15 protein-coding genes and 1 other annotated feature are annotated in these 21,022 nt (G+C 41.6%); of the genes, 6 read left to right on the top strand and 9 right to left on the bottom strand.

The annotated features are described in order from the left end of the window. Nucleotides 1–68: 68 nt before the first annotated feature. From BK139_RS16290 to BK139_RS16300, 3 genes are all read right to left on the bottom strand, one after another. Nucleotides 69–272 (bottom strand): alpha/beta-type small acid-soluble spore protein, encoded by a 204-nt coding sequence (locus tag BK139_RS16290; RefSeq protein WP_035330326.1) that lies wholly within the window; start codon nt 270–272, stop codon nt 69–71. A 121-nt stretch (nt 273–393) separates the two neighbouring features. Next, entirely contained in the window at nt 394–1,602 is a 1,209-nt protein-coding gene (gene thiI, locus BK139_RS16295) for a tRNA uracil 4-sulfurtransferase ThiI (RefSeq protein ID WP_076260780.1), read from the bottom strand. Next, complete coding sequence (locus tag BK139_RS16300; RefSeq protein ID WP_076260782.1) at nt 1,599–2,744, bottom strand: cysteine desulfurase family protein; 1,146 nt, start codon at nt 2,742–2,744, stop codon at nt 1,599–1,601. Before BK139_RS16300 ends, thiI begins: the two co-directional genes overlap by 4 nt. 334 nt (nt 2,745–3,078) lie before the next feature. On the opposite strand from BK139_RS16300, the gene brnQ reads away from it, so the two are divergent. After that, on the top strand, nt 3,079–4,425 hold the full coding sequence (gene brnQ, locus BK139_RS16305) for a branched-chain amino acid transport system II carrier protein (protein ID WP_076260784.1): 1,347 nt from the start codon (nt 3,079–3,081) through the stop codon (nt 4,423–4,425). Between the two features lie 292 nt (nt 4,426–4,717). Here brnQ and ezrA read toward each other — a convergent pair whose 3' ends face one another. Continuing rightward, the gene (ezrA, locus tag BK139_RS16310; RefSeq protein WP_076260786.1) at nt 4,718–6,406 is read right to left on the bottom strand and encodes a septation ring formation regulator EzrA; all 1,689 of its coding nucleotides are present in this window, start codon (nt 6,404–6,406) and stop codon (nt 4,718–4,720) included. A 494-nt stretch (nt 6,407–6,900) separates the two neighbouring features. On the opposite strand from ezrA, the gene hisJ reads away from it, so the two are divergent. Continuing rightward, nucleotides 6,901–7,695, top strand: a complete 795-nt coding sequence (gene hisJ, locus BK139_RS16315; RefSeq protein ID WP_076260788.1) for a histidinol-phosphatase HisJ — start codon at nt 6,901–6,903, stop codon at nt 7,693–7,695. Here the strand turns inward: hisJ and refZ are convergent. After that, on the bottom strand, nt 7,692–8,321 hold the full coding sequence (refZ, locus tag BK139_RS16320) for a forespore capture DNA-binding protein RefZ (RefSeq protein WP_076260791.1): 630 nt from the start codon (nt 8,319–8,321) through the stop codon (nt 7,692–7,694). The genes hisJ and refZ overlap by 4 nt on opposite strands. Before the next feature lie 190 nt (nt 8,322–8,511). Between refZ and BK139_RS16325 the strand changes: the two genes are divergently transcribed. Continuing rightward, complete coding sequence (locus BK139_RS16325; RefSeq protein WP_076260794.1) at nt 8,512–8,991, top strand: GAF domain-containing protein; 480 nt, start codon at nt 8,512–8,514, stop codon at nt 8,989–8,991. 49 nt (nt 8,992–9,040) lie between these two features. Here the strand turns inward: BK139_RS16325 and megL are convergent, their stop codons facing one another. Continuing rightward, nucleotides 9,041–10,228: a methionine gamma-lyase gene (gene megL / locus BK139_RS16330; protein WP_076260796.1), complete on the bottom strand. Its 1,188-nt coding sequence runs from the start codon at nt 10,226–10,228 to the stop codon at nt 9,041–9,043. Nucleotides 10,229–10,370: 142 nt separating this feature from the next. Further along, nucleotides 10,371–12,239: a sensor domain-containing diguanylate cyclase gene (locus tag BK139_RS16335; protein ID WP_076260798.1), complete on the bottom strand. Its 1,869-nt coding sequence runs from the start codon at nt 12,237–12,239 to the stop codon at nt 10,371–10,373. Nucleotides 12,240–12,767: 528 nt separating this feature from the next. Here BK139_RS16335 and rpsD point away from each other — a divergent pair. Continuing rightward, nucleotides 12,768–13,370, top strand: coding sequence for a 30S ribosomal protein S4 (rpsD, locus tag BK139_RS16340; protein WP_035330337.1), 603 nt, complete (start codon nt 12,768–12,770; stop codon nt 13,368–13,370). Between the two features lie 181 nt (nt 13,371–13,551). On the opposite strand, the gene tyrS is transcribed toward rpsD, so the two are convergent. Then, on the bottom strand, nt 13,552–14,811 hold the full coding sequence (gene tyrS / locus BK139_RS16345) for a tyrosine--tRNA ligase (protein WP_076260801.1): 1,260 nt from the start codon (nt 14,809–14,811) through the stop codon (nt 13,552–13,554). Nucleotides 14,812–14,886: 75 nt separating this feature from the next. Further along, nucleotides 14,887–15,111 (bottom strand) — a binding site (T-box leader). A gap of 156 nt (nt 15,112–15,267) precedes the next feature. Here tyrS and BK139_RS16350 point away from each other — a divergent pair. After that, the gene (locus tag BK139_RS16350; protein ID WP_076260803.1) at nt 15,268–18,144 is read left to right on the top strand and encodes a transglycosylase domain-containing protein; all 2,877 of its coding nucleotides are present in this window, start codon (nt 15,268–15,270) and stop codon (nt 18,142–18,144) included. Nucleotides 18,145–18,246: 102 nt separating this feature from the next. Here the strand turns inward: BK139_RS16350 and acsA are convergent, their stop codons facing one another. Next, nucleotides 18,247–19,965, bottom strand: coding sequence for an acetate--CoA ligase (gene acsA / locus BK139_RS16355; RefSeq protein ID WP_076260806.1), 1,719 nt, complete (start codon nt 19,963–19,965; stop codon nt 18,247–18,249). A gap of 222 nt (nt 19,966–20,187) precedes the next feature. Here acsA and BK139_RS16360 point away from each other — a divergent pair, with 222 nt between their 5' ends. After that, a complete protein-coding gene (locus tag BK139_RS16360) occupies nt 20,188–20,820 on the top strand; it encodes a GNAT family N-acetyltransferase (protein WP_076260808.1) in 633 nt (210 codons plus the stop codon). The last annotated feature ends 202 nt before the right edge of the window (nt 20,821–21,022 follow it).

A 21,022-nucleotide genomic window follows, 5' to 3' on the forward strand; every position in this document is an offset into this window, starting at 1 on the left:
TTAAAAAGTTTTTTGCACAAAAATAAGGAGCAGGAATGATTCCTGCTCCTTGTAGCCATATTATTTAATTATCTTTGGAAACCGCCTAATTGCTGTTCAGCCATTTGAACTAAACGCTTAGTGATTTCTCCACCTACAGAACCGTTAGCGCGAGAAGTAGTTTCAGCACCAAGGTTTACACCGAATTCAGTAGCGATTTCGTACTTCATTTGGTCAAGAGCCTGTTGTACTCCAGGAACTAGAAGTTGGTTTGAGCTGTTGTTGTTTGCCATGTGATTTTCACCTCCTTGTGAGTATAGAATGTGTAGAATCACATGGCCATATACACTATTTAATTGGTAATTGTTGTATTATTTTTTAAAGTTAAATTTAACAATTAATCTGCATTTAAGATCAAAATAACTCCCCAAAAGACTCTTCATTGTGCGATTGAGGTTTAATAACCATCTTTTCGGTATCATTAACTGCTTTTGCAATAAGCGGCTCGAAGTCTACAAAGCTTTCGAAGCGGCGGACTTTGTCGCGTTTTGGTTTTGTTTTGGGTGATGATGGAACAAAAACGGTACAGCAATCTTCGAACGGCCTGATGGATATGTCGTGGGTATCGATGGTTTGGGCAATGTCGATGATATCTGATTTATCCATTGTGATCAGCGGCCGCAGGATAGGTGTTGTCGTGACATCGTTAATGGCAAACATGCTCTCAAGCGTCTGGCTTGCTACCTGTCCAAGGCTTTCCCCTGTGATAATGGCCAGGCCATCGTTTTTATCGCGGATTTCATCAGTGATCCGCAGCATTAATCGTCTTGTTGCTGTCATCGTATAATTAGACGGAACCTGCTGATGGATCAGCTGCTGGATTTCTGTAAACGGGACAATATGGAGAACAACGTTTCCAGCAATATTCGCAAGTTTTTCTGTCAAATCAATTACTTTTTGCTTTGCACGCTCACTCGTGAAAGGCGGGCTGTGAAAATGGACAGCTTCAATTTCCAATCCTCTCTTCATGGATAAGTAGCCTGCTACCGGGCTGTCAATTCCTCCGGAGAGCATAAGCATGGCTTTACCGCTCGAGCCTGCAGGAAGTCCGCCGGCTCCCTCAATGGTTTCGCATGATAAGTAAGCCGCTTCTTCGCGAACTTCAATCTGCAGATTGATATCCGGTTTTTTCACATTCACTTTTAGATCCGGCACATTTTTCAAGAGGTGTCCGCCAAATTCATGATTAAGTTCGTCAGTATTTAAAGGGAAGCTTTTATCGGCTCTCTTAGCCGTAATCTTGAAAGTCTTTCCTTCTTCAAAATGTTTTAAAAATAACGCCAACGCTGCAGCTTTCATTTCTTCGATATCTTTATTGACTTTCACAGCAGGACTGAATGACTGAATGCCAAAGATCCCTTTAAGGCGATCAGCAACCTCTCCGCCATCTGCACCATTCAAAACAACGTACATTCGGTCTCTTGTAGATTCTATCTTGATGCCGGGAAATTCATTCAGCACATCGTATATGCTTCTTCTTAATTTATCGACAAACATATTGCGGTTTCTGCCTTTTGTGGAGATTTCTCCATATCGTATAAGTATACGGTCATAATTTATCATGATTTCATAACCTCTCTTAGCTTAATAACGGTCTCTTTTACTGCTTGTATAAAAATTTCTGCCTCTTCCTTCGTATTATCATAAGACAAGCTGACCCGGACTGCACTTTTCGCATCCTTTTCAGGAATTCCCATAGCCATCAGGGTACTGCTGGCAGCAGATTTCTTCGAAGAGCAGGCACTTGTAGTTGAAATAAAAATTCCGCGCTCTTCTAAAGCGTGGACAAATACCTCCGCTTTGAATCCTTTTATGGAGAAATTGACGATGTGGGGAGCAGAATCTTTTTCAGGGGTATGAACTGTAATGCCCTCAATTCTTCCCGCTTCCTCCATAAGATAGGTTTTGATGGATGTAAGCCGGCTTAAGTGCCTTTCCATATTATTCATCGTAAGCCTTAGTGCCTTTGCCATAGCTACAATGCCAGCTACATTTTCCGTACCGCTTCTCATTCTCCATTCCTGATTGCCCCCGGATAGCAGCGGCGAAAGACGAAGTCCATCACGAATGAACAAAACCCCATTTCCCTTCAAACCGTGAAATTTATGAGCCGAAATCGTACACAGATCCACGCGGGCCTGATAAAGGTCAAGGGGCACCTTGCCGATTCCCTGAACATTGTCTACATGGAAAATGACCCGCGCATGCTTCTTCAGCATCTCTCCTATTTCATTAATTGGCTGAATGGAACCAATTTCATTATTTACGTGCATAACAGAGACTAAAACAGTTTCATGTGTAATTTCCTTTTCAATGTCTTCAGCATGGACAATACCCTTACTATCCGGTTCAATTACGGTTATGCGGTAGCCCAATTCCTTCAGCTGATCAGCAGTTTCCCTTACAGATGCATGCTCCAGCCCGGTGGTGATAATATGGGTCCCTCTTTTTCTATGCATTAATGCAGTTCCTTTTATAGCAAGATTATTGCTCTCTGTCCCTCCGGATGTGAAAAACACTTCATTGCTCTTAACATTCAGCAATTGGGAACTTTGCTCACGCGCCTGCATGAGCAGTCTCTCTGCCTTACCTCCAAATTCGTGCAGGGAAGAGGGATTCCCAAAGTATTCTGAAGAAACCTTCATAAAAGAATCAAGCGCTTCTTTATATGGTTTAGTTGTTGCACTGTTATCTAAATAAATCACGGTCTTCTCCTTTCCGTTCCGATAACCCTTTAGCCAACTTTAAATCTTATCATAATTAGTGAAGAATGGAAATTGTAATTGAAGCATTAGATTCAACTATCCAAATCTATACTATTTAAATTAATCAAGTTTGAGCAGTTTAACCAAATGAATGGATAAATTCTTACGTGGAGAGGCTGATATTATTGTAATTTGAGCAAAGCACATTTCGAATTTACTATTACAAAATACTAAATATTAAGACTTCGTATTTTTTCGACATTTTTTTTAGTTCTTATGCTAATATGAAAATGTTCTAAACATTATGATATAGAACTCTTTCAGGAGGATATATATGGAGAATAAAACACTGTCAACCAAACAAATTCTTGCCGTCGGACTCATGTTATTTGCTCTATTCTTTGGGGCAGGAAATATGATTTTCCCTCCCTTCCTGGGACAAGCTGCCGGCACAAGTGTATGGACTGCTATTATTGGATTTTTAATTACAGGGGTTGGATTGCCGCTATTGGGAATTATCGCCATTGCTAAAAATGGTGATTTACAAACAATTGCAAGCCGCGTACACCCTTTATACGGAATGATTTTTACTATTATTATGTACTTAGCTATTGGACCATTTTTCGGAATCCCGCGTACCGGGACAGTTGCTTATGAAATTGGGGTTACTCCGTTCTTATCTGAAACCGCTTCCAATAGTGCTTTTTCGTTATTGGTTTATACCATTGCCTTTTTTGGCATCACAGCCTGGCTTTCTCTCAATCCATCGAAATTAGTGGATAGAATCGGCAATATTTTTACACCTGCCTTGCTCATTATTCTTGCTGTACTGGTTATAAAAAGCATCATTACTCCTATGGGCGAATTGAAGGCGCCAGTGGGTGCATATGCAGAGGGGCCGTTCTTTAAGGGCTTCATTGAAGGCTACCTGACGATGGATACAATTGCAGCTCTGGTATTCGGTATTATCGTTATCAGCTCCATACAGGGTATGGGTGTGTCAAATAAACATTCACTAATGAAAATTTGCATTACTGCCGGACTGATAGCTGCTGCCGGCCTTGCGGCAGTATATTTATCTCTTGCATACATCGGTGCAACAAGTACAGATGCAATAGGTGAATTCGATAATGGCGGCGCTATCCTATCTGCCGCTTCTCATTATCTATTTGGATCTGCGGGAGCAGTGATCCTTGGGCTGGCTATAACGGTTGCATGCATGACAACCTCAATCGGACTCGTTTCCGCTTGTGCGCAATACTTTCATAAACTGCTCCCAAAAATATCCTATAAAACCATTGTAATCATCCTTTCACTGTTCAGTATGGTGGTTGCAAACATTGGGTTAACTCAGTTGATTCAGCTTTCATTGCCAATTTTGATCATCATTTATCCTCTGGCCATCGTGCTGATACTTCTATCGTTTATGCACAATGCCTTTAATGGCTACTCAGTGGTATATATTGGGGCATTAATTCCAACAGGATTAATTAGTTTTGTGGATGGCTTGAATACAGCAGGTATGGACGTATCCTTCATCACAGACTCACTTCAATTCCTCCCATTCTTTGCTGAGGGTATTGGCTGGATTGTGCCTGCCATTGCTGGAGCTGTTATAGGCTACTTTCTGGCAATTGCTGTTGGGGAGCCGAAAAAAATAATTGCTGGCAACGAAAAATAAAGTGAAACTTCAATCAGCAGGGAGTGCTTTTCTCCCTGCTGATTTTTAGTTGAGGCCCACAGGAGGTGGGTCACAAAGACGTTGCCACAGGATGTGGCGTTTTTAGTCTTTGACCTTATTTCGGGCCTTTGCGGGCAGTTTGACCCCCGCTTATTCTCGAGGATACCGCTGACTCTTGAAGTGGGGGTGTAACTGCCCGTTAGAGCGATAAAGAAGCTCTTGGCGCACGCTTATCGCAGGAGCCAGACAGATTCCTTTTAAAAAAACAGATCCGATAATCGGATCTGTTTTTTTATTGTTCAGTTATTAATTCTTCAATTCTCTTGATCGCACCCGGCTCAACTTCTTCAATTGAAGAGGCAGCCTGCTCCAATGCTTTTTTATATTCATAGCTTCTGAATGAGGCCTCTGCTTCCCTTAATCCATTATCAATAGATGGATAACTGCTTCTGTATCGGTTGCCATATTGGATGACCTTCTCAGCTAGAAGGATCGTCTCAATCATATCACTCACAGAATCAGCAGCCTTATCAACAGTCAGCACCGCAACTTCAAGATATTGCTGGACCGAGGGAATATTCAATGGTTTTTCATCGAGCTTAGCCAGCACATTATCTATGCTTTCTTTCGCATCCTGGATCAAATATTTATATTCCTGGGAGACTCCGGGCACGTTGTTTTTGGAAATAAGCCTTATTGTTTCTGCCACTTTCTTGCTTAATTCTTTTACTTTTTCCCTTGCAGACATTTCGTCTTTTCGTAAGGCCTGAAGCTTTTCGGCAAAGGCTGTCTGCTCATCTGAAATCTCCTCAATGTGTTCCTTGACTTCAGCCAGCTCTTCTCTCAGAAGTGTATGAGGAGTATTTTGGCTGTTAATCTTATGCTCCAGCACTTCGAATTTTTTGAACAGCTGGCTTATTTTTTTCTCCAGGTGGATTTGAATTTCAAGATCCTTTTCTGGAACATGATAGCTATTCCGGACAGCAGCTATCTCTGTCTTTAGCTGGTTGTTCATATCACGGTTATTATATAGCATGGTTCTTGTTGCCTCATCCTGCTGACTTAAGTAATGTCTGGCATGTACTTCCTTTTCGAGCAGGTCGTATAAATGTTCAATATTATCTTTAATCTCTTCGACCCCTGTTTGAACTTCTTCGATTTGTGCCTGATCAATGGAGCCTGCATATACATTTACTTGTTCTTCAAGCCTCTCAATTTCTTTATCAATCTGCAGATGATCAAGCAGATATCCCTGCTCCAGCATTTCCTTATATCCGTCTCTCAACTCTTCCAGCTCGGAAGGGATCTTGGATTGACAGTCAACCATCAGGCTTGGGATAGCTTCCATTTTGGCTTGAGAATCCTCTATCAGCGCTTTGATTATAAGAAGGATTTCACGTGCTTCAAGGTAATTGCCCTTTTCGGTTTTGTCATCGAATTCTTCAAATTTTGCCAAAGCTTCATCCAGCTGTTCTTCAAGAATTTTTTCAGATTTGCCGAATGTATGGCGGTGTGCAAGGAGAGACTTTTTGCATTGGCGGTACATTTCCTTCAATTCTTCAATTTCCGCTCTATTTTTCTCTTCACTGCCCACCAGTTCATTCAATTCAGCAAGCAGGTTTTTGATGTTTTCTTCTATCTCAGTTAATCTTTTTTCTATTCTCTGCTGAATTTCCTGGGAATTTTTAAAGCGGTACTTATCTATGCTCTCTTCAGCATCAAATAACAATTCTTCCACATCCGGAAGCTGCGATGTAACTATTTCATCCCATTCATTTCTCCAGCGTTCAAATAATTCCTCTGTCTGCCCTGTCATATTCAGCTTTTTAACTCTAGACATTTCATCTAGAACAGGGCGGTCCGTTATATCCATTTTCCATGTTTCCAGCCTGTCAATTTCTTTGTAATGTTTTTTCTTTAAAAAATATCCGGTGAGATATAGGCCTAAAAGAATGACTATAGCTCCAATTATGTATTCCATTTTAAAGCCCCCTGTTCTGTTCCCGAGCCAGTATGTATATGTAAAGTTTTTATTTAATAGTGTGAGGCGTTTCTTTATTTCACATGTTATTTTCAATGCTTTTATGATACCATGTAAACGACATTTTTTGACTATTTATTTCATTTTTTTATGAATTTCTTCTTTTATATCTCATCTAAAATGCTATTTTCGAAAAATAACTATAGCATCTATAATTTTTTTAATGTTTCTTTCAAGGCTCTTTTCGTATAAATTGTTGTTTTTGCCTTTCAATGTTGTCCGTTGATTTCCGCTCCAGGCTGCTCGCTGCAATCAACTCAGTAATTAATATATAATATGCAACAGTAAACCGCCTTTTTAATTGAACAATATGAACTGTTCAAATACAAACAATTCGCTTTTTATAAAAGATATCCTTCTTTATTTAGGAGATATGTTAAAAAGAGACTTGAGTACTGCATCCATTAAACCATTTCAGAAAGGAAGCTCTTCATATGCTAAAAGACGGCCACATTCACACACCCTATTGCCCGCACGGGACAAAGGATTCATTGGAAAATTATGTTGAAAAAGCAATAAGTCTGGGTTTTAAGGAGATTTCTTTTACTGAACATGCTCCGCTCCCTGATGGCTTTGAGGACCCGGCACCTGCCCGGGACAGTGCGATGCGCAAGGAGAATCTTGAAAAATATTTTACTGATATTTCAAGAATAAAAGCAGATTATCAAGGAAAAATCAGGATTAATGCGGGACTTGAAGTGGATTACATTGAAGGCTTTGAACGGGAGATTAAAGAATTCCTCGATAAAAATGGAAAATACATGGATGATTCTATTTTATCTGTACATTTTCTAAAACATGGCAGCCGCTACGAATGCGTGGACTACAGCCCGGATGTTTTTGCAAAGATGATCGAAGAATATGGTTCTATTGATGCAGTTTATATGAATTATTTCCGCACCTTGCTTTTATCTATAAAAGCAGATTTGGGACCGTTTAAACCAAAAAGAATTGGGCATATCACCCTGGTGAAAAAATTTCAAAAAAAATATCCCGCTGATCGGGAATTTAGAGAGGAAATAAACCAAATACTTGATGAGGTTCATACCCATGGCTATGAACTCGACTATAATGGAGCCGGTTTCGCCAAGCCTTTATGCAAGGATTCCTATCCTCCGGACTGGGCTGCTGCAGCAGCGGCCCAAAAAGGCATTACACTGGTATATGGATCCGATTCTCATCAGGCAAAGGAAATGGGTCAGGGCCTTGATAGAATGAAACACCTTTAGAGTACAGCAGCATATGATTTTCCGGCATGATTGCACAGGACTCCATCAACCCAGTTGAAGATCTCTTTCGTATATTTGTCAGCGAAATATTTTTCATGAGGAAATACATGCAGAACTTCAGACATATAATGTGTGTTCAGAAATGGCATGGACAGGAGTCCTTTCAGCTGGATAATCATATAATTGGCTGAATGGTTACGGAACTCTTTTGTTTTCATGCCCCTTTCGAGCACCTTGCCAAAATAAAACTTTTCCTTTGCTAAATAAGTGGACATGATTTCTCTTACCACCTGTGAATCTATTGAAATTTCCCTGAGTATCAATCTTGTTAAATGGCTATGCTCAAATTGATAAACCATGATGTTTTGCGCCATTTTTTTCAGGCTCAGAGCCGCTCCCTGCTCAAGAAATGAAAACCCCTTCTCTATCTCCTGAATATACCCTTCGAAAAAAGCAGTAAAGCAATATTCAAGCAGCCCGTGTTTGTTATCGAAATAGTATGCGATATTCGCTGGATTCGTCTGAGCTTTGCCTGCAATATCACGGATGGAAGTCCCAGAAAAACCCTTCGTATTAAATAAGGAGATAGCGGCAGACACAATTGCCTCTTTTGAATTTTTCTTCAAAGTTCCCGCCTCACTTTCTTTTGTAAAGTTTCTGTCCAAACACGCGAATTCATAAACGGATTTGTTGTGATAATTAAACATTCTTGCTAAAATCGTCTTATCCTTTATAAAGTTCTCGACAATGTCCTTCTAATTTCCTGTTCATCTTCCAGGAAATTCATATATCTTTGAGAAAGCAAGGTGATTTGTGATGTTTAGTGTCGAATCATACAAGGGAACCCGTGAAGAAAATTATCAATTATTGATTAAACAGCTCTCTGCTCTTCTTGAAGGAGAAACGAACAGCATTGCCAATTTAAGTAACGCATCAGCACTTCTAAATCAATTTCTGGAACGTACAAACTGGGTAGGGTTTTATCTGATGGAAGAAGGCGAGCTTGTTCTCGGGCCATTTCAGGGTCTGCCTGCATGTGTGAGAATCCCCCTTGGCAAGGGCGTGTGCGGAACAGCCGCGAAGCAATTGGTAACTGTCCGTGTTGAAGATGTCCAACAATTCCCTGGACATATCGCCTGTGACGCTGCTTCACTGTCCGAAATCGTTATTCCGCTTATCAAAGATGGCAAGCTTCTCGGTGTGCTGGATATTGATTCCCCGGAAAAAAACCGTTTTGATGAACTTGACCAAAAATACCTGGAACAATTCTCAGAGGTACTTGTATCCTTCCTGTAAAAGATTTCAAAAAAGAGATGGCCATTTAAAAACGGCCATCTCTTTTTTATCAGACTTCTTCAAGAGCCTGGGACAGATCATCCCTGATATCTTCCCATGATTCGAGGCCGACTGAAAGCCTCAGCAGTGTATCTTCAATGCCCATTTTCTCACGGAATTCTTTTGGAACAACTGCATGCGTCATAGTTGCAGGGTGCTGAATTAATGTCTCTGCATCTCCAAGGCTCACGGCAATTTTTATTAGATTCAGCCTGTTCATAAATTCCTGAGCAGTCTCTTTATCTCCTTTTAGAGTAAAGGAAATCATACCACCCGGCTTCCTCATTTGTTTTTGTGCTATTTCAAAATCTGCATTACTGCTGTCTCCTGGAAAATAAACTTTTTCCACTTTTGGATGCGCCAATAAGTATGATGCAAGCTGTTCGGCATTATCACAGTGCCTGTCAAGTCTGACTGCAAGTGTTTTCAATCCGCGGAGCAGCAGCCAGGCATCAAAAGGTGAAATAATGCCCCCAATGTCTTTTTGTGTAGTCATCCTTACTTCATTCAAGAATTCCTTGCTGCCAATAACAAGGCCGGCAATTACGTCACCATGACCCCCGATGTATTTTGTCGCACTATGAATGACAATATCGCATCCCAGCTCAATCGGATTCTGTAAATATGGAGAACAGAAAGTATTATCAACCACAACTGGAATTCCTTTCTCCCTTCCTACTTCTGCAACCATCTTCAAATCCACCAATTTCATTGTTGGATTTATCGGGGTTTCAACATATATACAGACAGTCTCAGGCTTTATTTGATCAAGCAGCTGCTGCTTTGATTCCATAGCTGAATAATCATGGCTGATTTTATATTTTTCCTCCATCATCTCCAGAAGTCCAAATGTACAACCATACACTCCCTGGGAACATAAGATATGATCACCTGTTTTCGTTAAAGCAAACAGAACAGCTGAAACCGCGGCCATGCCCGAACCAAAAGCAAGGGCAGCTTCTCCCTTTTCGAGAGCGGCCATTCTTTCTTCCAGCATCTTTACTGTTGGATTGCCCAGACGGGAATAAATATAGCCTTCTTCTTCACCGGCAAAACGCTTTTCCCCTTGCTGTGCTGTCTCAAAAGTAAAAGTTGACGTCTGAAAAATAGGCGGCGCCAGGCTTCCCTTGAAGCTTTCTGCATCGTATCCTTCATGGATGACCTGCGTCTCGAAGTTAAACCGATGATTTCTATCCATTATAACTCTCCCCTTCGCTGAAAACGCTTACATTATTTGCTATAATAAGCTCCTCTTTCAGCATATGATAATTGCATATTTTTTGAAAGTAATTTGTTTTGGAAAAATATTAATAAAGACTGCCTCTTAATAAGGCAGTCCCCTATATAAATGAATCTGCTGCCGACTCAAGTACCACTTTATTTTTACCTGTATTCTTGGCAGTATATAAAGCCCTGTCAGCCCGCTTAAAAAGCGCAGCATATGAATCTTTATTTCCCCTGCTCCAATGCGAAACTCCGCAAGAAATAGTTACTTTGGGATCTGTAATCTGGCATACCTTTCTGACAAGCCGCTCAGCAATAAGCGCACCCGCTGACAATGATACACCGGGCAGGTAAAGAGCCAGCTCCTCACCGCCCCATCTTGCTCCTATATCAGTGCCGCGAATATTGCTGTTAATTAAATTGGCGACTTGAATAATGATTTCATCGCCTACCTGATGTCCGTATGTATCATTTATCAATTTAAAATCATCTATATCAACCAGCATAAAGGTTCCTTCATGATCTTCATTCATGGACTGATGTATGCGATCATCCAGATAGCTTCGTGAATAAAGCTTTGTTAAGTGATCCGTTACAACCATCTTTTCGAGCTCTTCTCTTAGCATTGAATTGGTAAAGGCAAGGGTGGAATGATGAATCAATGATTGCAGCAGCTTGAATGTTTCAAATGAAAAATGATAAGGAGAACTGTGCAGGACAAGCGCAAATCCCTTTAATACTCCAGACTGGGTCATCGGTACCGCCATAATGGATTTAAAGCAGCCCGCCGCACCCTCGGACTGTAAAGAAAAATCTCCAATAAAAAGAGACTCTTTCTCCCTGATGATCTTTTCCTTCATATACTGGATATAGCTTTCTGCCTCTTTTGTATGAAAAAACTCAGTACTGCCCTGAATAATATTCACATCAGAAGCATCAGCAGATATCAGGATGAAACCGGCTTCTTCAGCATCAAAGGACTGCATAATCTGATCTGACATAAAGTTCATCGTTTCTGTAAGGCGCAAATTCGAGTTCAGGCGATGGGATGTTTCATTAATTAATTGAAGATCCGCTATAAGCCGCTTGGATTGCTGGTAAAGCTGTGCATTCTCCAGGGCACTGCCTGCAGTATTGGCCAGAAGAGTTATAAATTCAATTTCATTTTTAGGGAATATGATGGTATTAGGTGCAATAACCTGAAGCACGCCATAAACCCCCTGTTTCCCTTTTAAGGGAGCATACAGAATAGAGCGAACCTCCTGCAGGGAATCTTCAAATTGAACAGCCCCCGTGACATAAGCCTGCATGGCCGCGATGTTTTCGCTGTCATATTCAAGATCTCTAATAGGCAGATCACCATGATTATTATTATCCTGGGACAGCAGAAGATAATAGGTAAAAGTGGGGTACATTTCCTGGAGAGTAAAGATAATTTCCCCCAGCACCATATCCATATCCATTGAAGAATGGAATTTCTCAGTAACGCGGTACAGCTGTTTGTAGCGTTTCTCTTCAGAAGCAATTTTGGCCATACCCTGAGCTTTATCAAGAAATTGCCCGCATTCTTCGCTAAGTTCCTGAAAAACTTTTTCTGGATAAGTGTGAAAACAGCCTGATGACCCTGTTAGAATCATACAGCCCAGCAGCTGGTTTCCTTTTACAAGAGGAATCATGATTTGTTCCTCCGTAACCTCCGTGTCTAACCTTTGGAACTCTCTGTTTGTTTTAGCCCATCTTTTTAAATCACCTGAAAACCGACGTGAATCCAAAGCATCCGGATTTGTGGAAGCTTCTGCAAAAAACTCCTGCTTCCATTTATTAAAAACGCAGAGGGTTATTTCATCCGCTTCGGTAAGGGCCTGAATGGCAGAAAGCATTTCATTCAGTAATTTTTCATAATGAAAGAAACCGTTCTCCGTATCGATAATATCAAAAAAGCGGCTTTTTATATTAAGTATGATTTGACGTTCAAGTGTATCCATCTTCTTATCACCCATCAAATGTCTCAGATCATGAATCTTTAAACCAATAAGGTATATTATAACGGACCAAAATTAATAATCCCGGTAAAAATGTGGCTATTTCGTTTCAATTCGGTTTTTAGCAGGATAGTAATCTGCCAAATTTTTCTTTATTATATCACAGTTTCGAAGAGACTCCTGCAAGTTTTGTGAAATATGGTTTAGAAAAAAACTTTGCCATATAATGAGTACATGTTTTAAATCAAAAGAAGTAAAAAATAAAGATAACCTTGACTTTTATCCTCTGAAAATTATATAATACTCCTTGTGTAAAATATTGCAGCCTATGTGAGCACCTTGATGTACTCATTTTGTTCCTCAACCAGCTTCAGTCGCCTTTGGTGACTTATATGTTTCTGGGGATGGGGTACTGTGTAACCCTCTGCTGCTAGGGCGAAGGTACATGAAAACAAAATGAACATGATTGTTGTGCGCATCTGTTTCTGTTTTTATTTTACCCAAATAAAAACACAAAAGGAGGAGTCTTAAATGGCTCGTTATACTGGTCCAAGCTGGAAATTATCCCGTCGTCTTGGAATCTCTCTAAGCGGTACTGGAAAAGAATTAGAAAAGCGTCCTTACGCTCCTGGACAACATGGTCCAAACCAGCGCAAAAAAATCTCTGAATACGGATTACAATTGCAGGAGAAGCAAAAGCTTCGTCACATGTACGGAGTAAATGAGCGTCAATTCCGCAATTTATTCGATAAAGCCGGCAAAATGCCTGGTAAGCACGGTGAAAACTTCATGATTCTTCTTGAATCACGTCTTGATAACGTTGTTTACCGTTTGGGTCTTGCACGCACTCGCCGTCAAGCTCGCCAGCTAGTTAACCACGGTCACATCATGGTTGATGGATCTCGTGTTGATATCCCATCATACCGCGTAGCACCTGGTCAAACAATTACACTTCGCGAAAAATCTCGCAGCCTTGACATCGTTAAAGAAGCAATCGAAGTTAACAACTTCGTACCTGACTTCGTATCTTTCGATGCAGACAAGCTAGAAGGAACTTTCACTCGTATGCCTGAGCGTTCTGAACTTCCAGCTGAAATCAACGAATCTCTAATCGTTGAATTCTACTCTCGTTAATAATATTAAAACTGCCGATGCATTTCGGCAGTTTTTTTGTTATATCTCTGGATTAACTAACTACCTTTTTCCTCCCTCAACCCTTATTTTTCCATTAATCAACAGGATCAGCTATCTGTCCCCTATTTTTGATTCAATTCTGTATAAATAAAGCCCTCCTTCACAGGAGGACTTTTGATTTTTAGTATTTAATCAGGAAATATTTTTTCTTTCCACGGCGAATGACAGTAAATTGACCTTCAATCTTGTCTTTATCAGTAAGAGTGTAATCAAGCTCTGTTACACGTTCTCCGTTTACTGAAACAGCGCCATTCGTCACATCTTCACGCGCCTGGCGTTTGGATGGAGAAATTTTGGCAGCAACAAGCAGCTCAACTATGCCCAATTCCTCTCCTTCTGAATGCTCATAAGATGGAACATCTTTAAAGCCTTGTTTAATCTCTGAGGCCGAAAGGTTTTTTATATCTCCGCTAAAGAGGGCAGCTGTAATTTTGATAGCCTGTTCTAATGCTTCATTTCCATGAATCAGACGCGTCATTTCTTCAGCAAGTGCTTTTTGGGCTTTGCGGAGATGCGGTTCTTCCTGAACAGCTTTTTCAAGATTTTCAATTTCTTCACGGGATAAGAAGGTAAAGAATTTAAGGTATTTAATTACATCGGCATCTGCTGTGTTAATCCAGAATTGGTAAAACTCATAAGGAGATGTTTTCTCAGGATCAAGCCAGATTGCGCCGCTTTCCGTTTTGCCGAACTTTGTTCCATCCGCTTTCGTTACAAGAGGAATTGTCAGGCCGTAAGCCTTAGAACCTTCAGGCGCCATTTTTCGGATAAGCTCAAGTCCGGTTGTTATATTTCCCCACTGGTCGCTTCCGCCAATTTGCATTTTACAGTTATGGTTCTCATATAAATGAAGGAAATCCATTGCCTGCAGGATGGTATAAGTGAATTCCGTAAAGGATATCCCTGTTTCCAGCCTGGAAGAAATGGTGTCTTTAGCGAGCATGTAATTGACTCCGACATGTTTCCCGTAATCACGCAGGAACGTAACGATATCCATGGATCCTGCCCAATCGTAGTTGTTAACCATGATTGCACCATTTTCACTTTCAAAATCAAAAATTCTTTTCAGCTGTCCCTTTATGCAGTCCACATTATGCTGTACTGTTTCAAGAGTCTGCAGCTTCCGTTCCTCGCTTTTGCCGCTTGGATCACCAATAAGTCCAGTGGCTCCGCCAACAAGTACAATTGGACGGTGGCCTTCTTTTTGAAAACGTCTTAATGTTAAAAATGGAAGCAGGTGTCCGATATGCATGCTGTCAGCAGTAGGGTCAACACCGCAGTATAAAGAAATTTTCTCTTTCTCGAGAGTATTTTGGATACCCTCTTCATCTGTCTGCTGATAAACAATTCCTCTCCATTGCAGATCTTCAAGTAAGCTCATCTTATATCCTCCTAATCAACAGTTATTTTCAAGGCATTGAAGGTTTTAACCATACAAAAAGCGCCCCTGCAATTATGCAGGGACGCATGATCATTTGCGCGGTACCACCCAGATTGAGGACAAATGTCCTCCACTCTTTCAGAATAACGGATAATTCCGTCCACTGCTATAACTGCTGTGCAGGTTGACAGTGAAAGCTCAGGGAGGTAATTCATCCTTCTATTTGTACCGGCTCGCAGCAAACGCCGGCTTTCTGAAACAGGGATAGAAGCATTACTGGATTCCCATCAATGCCTGTAAAATATTTAACGTCTAAGATAGAATATTTTTATCATATAAATGAGCCAAATGTCAAATCCCTGTGCAAAAAAGGAAATTTCAGATAAATGGCGAACCATGTCATATTGAGCTGTCACGTTGTGCTATAATATAGGTGATTTTAGGGGGATTGATACGATGAAAGAAAAGTTTCAAATGTTAATGGATAAATTGAGGCAGAATCCGGGCCTTTTTGGTAATAAGAAAGCCGCTAAAGGCGCAAGTATTACATACCAGGTCATATGGAATCTTACTTTGCTTTTTATCATCCTGGCTGTCATTGGCGGTGCATTTGCCGGTGGACTCGGAGCCGGTTATTTCGCTTCGCTTGTAAAGGATGAACCCATTCGATCCTATGCCAGCATGAAAAAGGATATTTATGACTATGAAGAAACATCCGAACTATACTTTGCAAACAATGTATATCTCGGAAAGCTCCGAACAGACCTTGAACGTGAGGAAGTTAAGCTTGATGACGTTTCGGAGCACTTAATTAATGCAGTGGTAGCTACTGAAGATGAGTATTTCTACGAGCATGATGGGGTGGTGCCAAAAGCGATCATGCGCGCACTGTTCCAGGAAGTTACAAATTCATCTGTTCAATCCGGCGGAAGTACGCTGACACAGCAGCTGATAAAGAACCAAATCTTAACGAATGAAGTTTCTTTCGAGCGGAAAGCAAAAGAAATTCTCCTTGCTTTGCGGCTGGAGAAATTCTTTGATAAAAAAGAAATATTGGAAGCATATCTCAATGTTTCCACCTTTGGAAGAAATGCGTCCGGACGTAATATTGCCGGAGTTGAAGCAGCTGCCAAAGGTATATTTGGGGTGAGTGCAAAAGAATTAACATTGCCTCAGGCCGCTTTCATTGCAGGTCTCCCTCAGAGTCCATTCGGCTACACTCCTTTTACAAGGGAGGGAACGGTCAAAGAGAATCTGGAACCAGGTTTTTCTAGGATGAAAACAGTTCTGAAAAGAATGTATGATGACGGAAAGATTGACCAGAAGCAATATGAGGAAGCTATTGCCTACGACCTGACAAAGGATTTTACCACAGCTTCAGAGAGCCCTTTGGAAAAGTATCCATATTTAACGTATGAAATAGAAGAACGCGCAGTAGACATCATGACTAAAATTCTCGCAAAAAATGATGGATACGAAGAGAAGGACTTAAAAGAAGATGACGAGGTCCGGGAGGAATACAGGACTCTTGCAGACCGGACGATCCGTCAAAATGGCTTCCAGATCCATACGACGATAAATAAAGATATTTATGATAAGATGCAGCAGGTCAAAGATAACTACCCTTATTACGGGCCGGACAAACCTGAGACCGTGAAGGATCCGGAAACTGGTGAAAACAAGCAAATCATGGAGCCTGTAGAAGTTGGTGCGATCCTAATTGAAAATAAAACCGGTAAAATTATCAGCTTTGTCGGCGGACGCGATCACAAACGCGAGCAGCTGAACCATGCTACAAGCGCTCTAAGGCAAAATGGTTCAACCATGAAGCCGCTTTTAGTCTATGCTCCGGCAATAGAACTTGGAAAAGCAGCGCCGGGCACCATTCTGCCTGATGTGCCGCTGCACCTTGCTCCGGGACTAAACAGACCTTGGCCAAAGAACTATACAAATACCTATAGCGGGCTCGTTTCGGCCAGACATGCACTTAAGCATTCCTACAATGTCCCTGCTGTAAAGCTCTATAAGGATATAGTCGGACAGCGGCCTGCTGCTTACCTGGAAAAAATGGGCTTTACTTCTCTTATCGGCCCTGACTATACAAACTTGTCTACATCCATCGGATCACTGGAATACGGTGTAACTGTAGAAGAAAATACGAACGCATTTACTACGTTTGCTAATGGCGGGAAATTTATTGACGCCTATATGATTGAAAAAATTACAGATAAAGACGGGAACGTCATATTCCAGCATAAGTCCGAGCCTGTTGATGTATTTAGCCCGCAGACAGCGTACCTTACAATCGATATGATGAGAGACGTTATTAACAGTGGAACTGCCACATCGATTAAGAGCAGATTAAAGTTCGGTTCTGACTGGGCGGGAAAAACAGGTACTGGTACTGAATTCATAGATGCCTGGTTTGTGGCAACCAACCCGAATGTCACCTTCGGCATCTGGTCTGGTTATGATACGCCTAAATCATTGAAGGCTCCTGGCCCATTAAGCTATAGCCTGAGAAATAATTATCTGTGGGCTGACCTGATGAATGCAGCATATGATGTTGCCCCTGACCTTGTGGACCCAAGCGAAAGCTTTAAAATGCCGGGCGGGATCGTAAGACGTTCATTCTGTGCTATTTCCGGCCTGCTCCCTTCAGAGGCATGTTCAAAAGCTGGCCTGGTCGAGACTGATTTATTTAATGCCAAATTTGTTCCTACAAAAGTGGATGACAGCCTCGGCAATGGAAAACTTGTACGAATTGGCGATAAAAAATATATGGCACTTGATTCAACACCTGAAGAGTTTACTGAACCTGGAATGGTTGTGAATCCGGAATATATTCAAAAGCTGTTCGGCATCAAAGCAAATTTAAGTACTCTAATTCCGAATAAAGAACGCTGGAAGAGCATCCTGACTAGCGCTGACCAGCTTAAAGACAACGGTAAATCCCCGGCAGCTCCAGGCATAAAAGCTTCGGGTGAAAGCATTACATGGGGCGCACACCCCGAAAAAGATGTGATAGGTTACCGTGTCTATAACGGAGGCAAAAAAGTCGGTACCATAAAAGCCGGCTCCTCCCTTAGCTTTAAAGCTGGAAGCGGCTCAATCCATGTAACAGCCGTTGACATTGCCGGCAGAGAGTCTGCTCCATCCAATGCAGTGGAAATCGGCAAAAAGCCGGAAGAAGAGAAACCTAAGGAAGATAAACCAAAAGAAGAAAAGCCTAAGGAAGAAAAACCGAAAGATCCGCCAGCCGAAGAAAAGCCCAAGGAAGAAAAACCAGCAGAATCTGGTGAAGATGGAGAGACATCAGCTGAAAATGGTTAAAAAGAAAAGCAGAGATCCATTGATTGGATGTCTGCTTTTCCCGTTTTATACTTTCATAAGCACATGAAGGCCGCTGTTTTTGAACAGCGGCCTTCAACTTTCTTAATCTTCCATTGTAGACAAATCACCGGTTGGGAGATCCAGTTCCCATGCCTTAAGCACACGGCGCATGATTTTGCCGCTGCGGGTTTTTGGAAGCTTGTCGCGGAATTCGATTTCACGCGGAGCAGCGTGGGCAGCAAGGCCTTTCTTAACGAATTGGCGAATTTCTTCCACTAATTCCTCAGTAGGTTCATGCCCATCCCGTAAAGCAACAAACGCTTTAATAATTTCGCCGCGGACAGGATCCGGCTTGCCGATAACCCCGGCTTCTGCAACCGCAGGATGTTCGATCAGTTTACTCTCTACTTCAAACGGCCCTACACGTTCGCCAGATGTCATGATAACATCATCTACACGGCCCTGGAACCAGAAGTATCCATCTTCATCCATATAAGCGGAATCTCCGGAAACATACCAATCACCCGGCATAAAATAAGATTCATATTTTTGCTCGTTATTCCAGATGGTATGCATCATCGAAGGCCAGCCTTTTTTAATCGCAAGGTTGCCCATACGGTTAGGCGGCAGTTCATTTCCCTGATCATCGACAATGGCTGCTTTTACACCCGGAATCGGCTTACCCATGGATCCCGGCTTTATTTCCATGCAAGGATAATTGCAGATGAGCTGTGCACCTGTTTCAGTCATCCACCATGTATCATGGATGCGCATGTTAAAGACTTTTGTACCCCATCTGACAACTTCAGGATTTAGCGGTTCACCCACACTGAGGACATGGCGAAGGGAGCTTAAATCAAATTTTTTCACAACTTCATCACCCGCTCCCATCAGCATGCGGAATGCAGTCGGAGCACTATACCAAACTGTAACGCCATACTCCTCAATCATTTTATACCAAGTCTCCGGATTGAACCTGCCTCCGACCACAAGATTTGAAGTCCCTGTCAGCCACGGGCCGAAAATACCATATGAAGTACCGGTTACCCATCCTGGATCAGCAGTGCACCAATATACATCTTCTTCTTTTAAGTCCAGCACCCATTTAGCTGTCTGGTAATGCTGAATCATTGCATTATGTACATGCAGCACCCCTTTTGGCTTGCCTGTTGAACCGGAAGTATAATGTAAAATAAGCCCATCGTTTCCGTCAACCCATTCAATTGGGAGCTTCCTGCTGGATTCAGCCATTCTTTTATTAAAATTAACATATGGTCCGGTTTCCTCTATATTTTCCCCAACTAGGAATACATGCTTTAAAGCAGGCAGCTGGTCAACAGGCACCCGTTCCAACAGCTCAGGTGTTGTAATCAGGACTTTTGCTTCACTGTCAGCAAGCCTGTCACGGACAGCACCTTCCATGAAAGCTTCAAATAGAGGACCCACAATAGCCCCCAGCTTAACAGCCCCCAATACGGCAAAATAGAGCTCAGGAGAACGCGGCATAAAGATGAACACCCGGTCGCCTTTTTCAACATCGCCATATGCTTTTAATGCATTTCCCGCTTTATTGGATAGTTCCTTCAATTCTTTAAAAGTATATTTCTCATTTCTCTCCCCATCGCGATAATAAAGGGCAACCTTATTTTTTCTAAAAGATTCCGCATGACGGTCAATAGCCTCATAGGCCATATTCATGCGGCCGGTTTCTTTCCAGGAAAATTCTTTTTCAACATCAGCCCAGTTGAAATTTGCATAAAGTTCATCATAATTTTTTAAATTGAAGTCCCCTTGTGTTACTGGCAGCGCTTCCACTTTCATAAATCATTCTCCCCCTTATTTAGATTTGATATTATTATAGTATAAACATTATATTTTCTCAATTTTTAAAATTTTAAAGAAGAAAAAAGTAGTTATGACAAGACTCGTAAATTGTCACAAACTTTTATAAATTACACAGAAAATTATGTGAAAGCGCTTTATCATCCGCGTTTTTATGTATAATAGAAGATACATTGATCATGCTACCTGGGTGGTGAATACATGGAACATAAAAAAACGTATAATGCAAAGGAATTAAAAACAGCCAATGGAAAACTAATCATTGAGGGGCCAATTACACTCGAAAAATTGGCAGATTATGAGTTTCATAAAGATCTTGTCGCTTTCAGGCCGCCGGCACAGCAGCATAAAGCCCTGGTTGAAATTGCGGGATTGCCTGAGGGCAGAATAATAGTGGCCCGAGACAGACATACCATCGTCGGCTATGTCACTTACTTATATCCGGATCCTCTTGAACGCTGGTCGGAAGGTAAGATGGATAATTTAATTGAATTGGGCGCTATAGAAGTGATTCCTGCTTTCCGGGGTTCAGGAACAGGCAAGAGCCTCCTGAAAGTATCTATGATGGATGATGCTATGGAGGATTATATTGTTATAACTACAGAGTATTATTGGCATTGGGATTTAAAAGGAACTGGCCTGAATGTATGGGAATATCGAAAAATCATGGAAAAGATGATGAATGCAGGCGGTCTTGAATGGTACGCCACAGATGACCCGGAAATCAGTTCTCACCCTGCAAACTGCCTGATGGCCCGAATCGGAAAAAGAGTAGACCAGGATTCTGTGCAGCAATTTGACCGCCTGCGCTTTATGAATCGCTTTATGTATTAATAGAAGTGTAAATACATAGTTCATGCTATAATTTTTCCTGCATGAGTGTATCTCCATATATTTTATCGCAGTCTAACGGGCAGTAAGACCCCCACTTCAAGACTCAGAGGAATCAAAGGAGTATAAGTGGGGGGCAAACTGCCCGATCTAGCTGCGGCTCCTAGGGGCTCGAGGTCATAAGCCAATCAGCTGATGGGAAGAA

It is taken from the genome of Paenibacillus sp. FSL R5-0490, from assembly GCF_001956215.1.
Lineage (GTDB): Bacteria > Bacillota > Bacilli > Bacillales > Cytobacillaceae > Cytobacillus.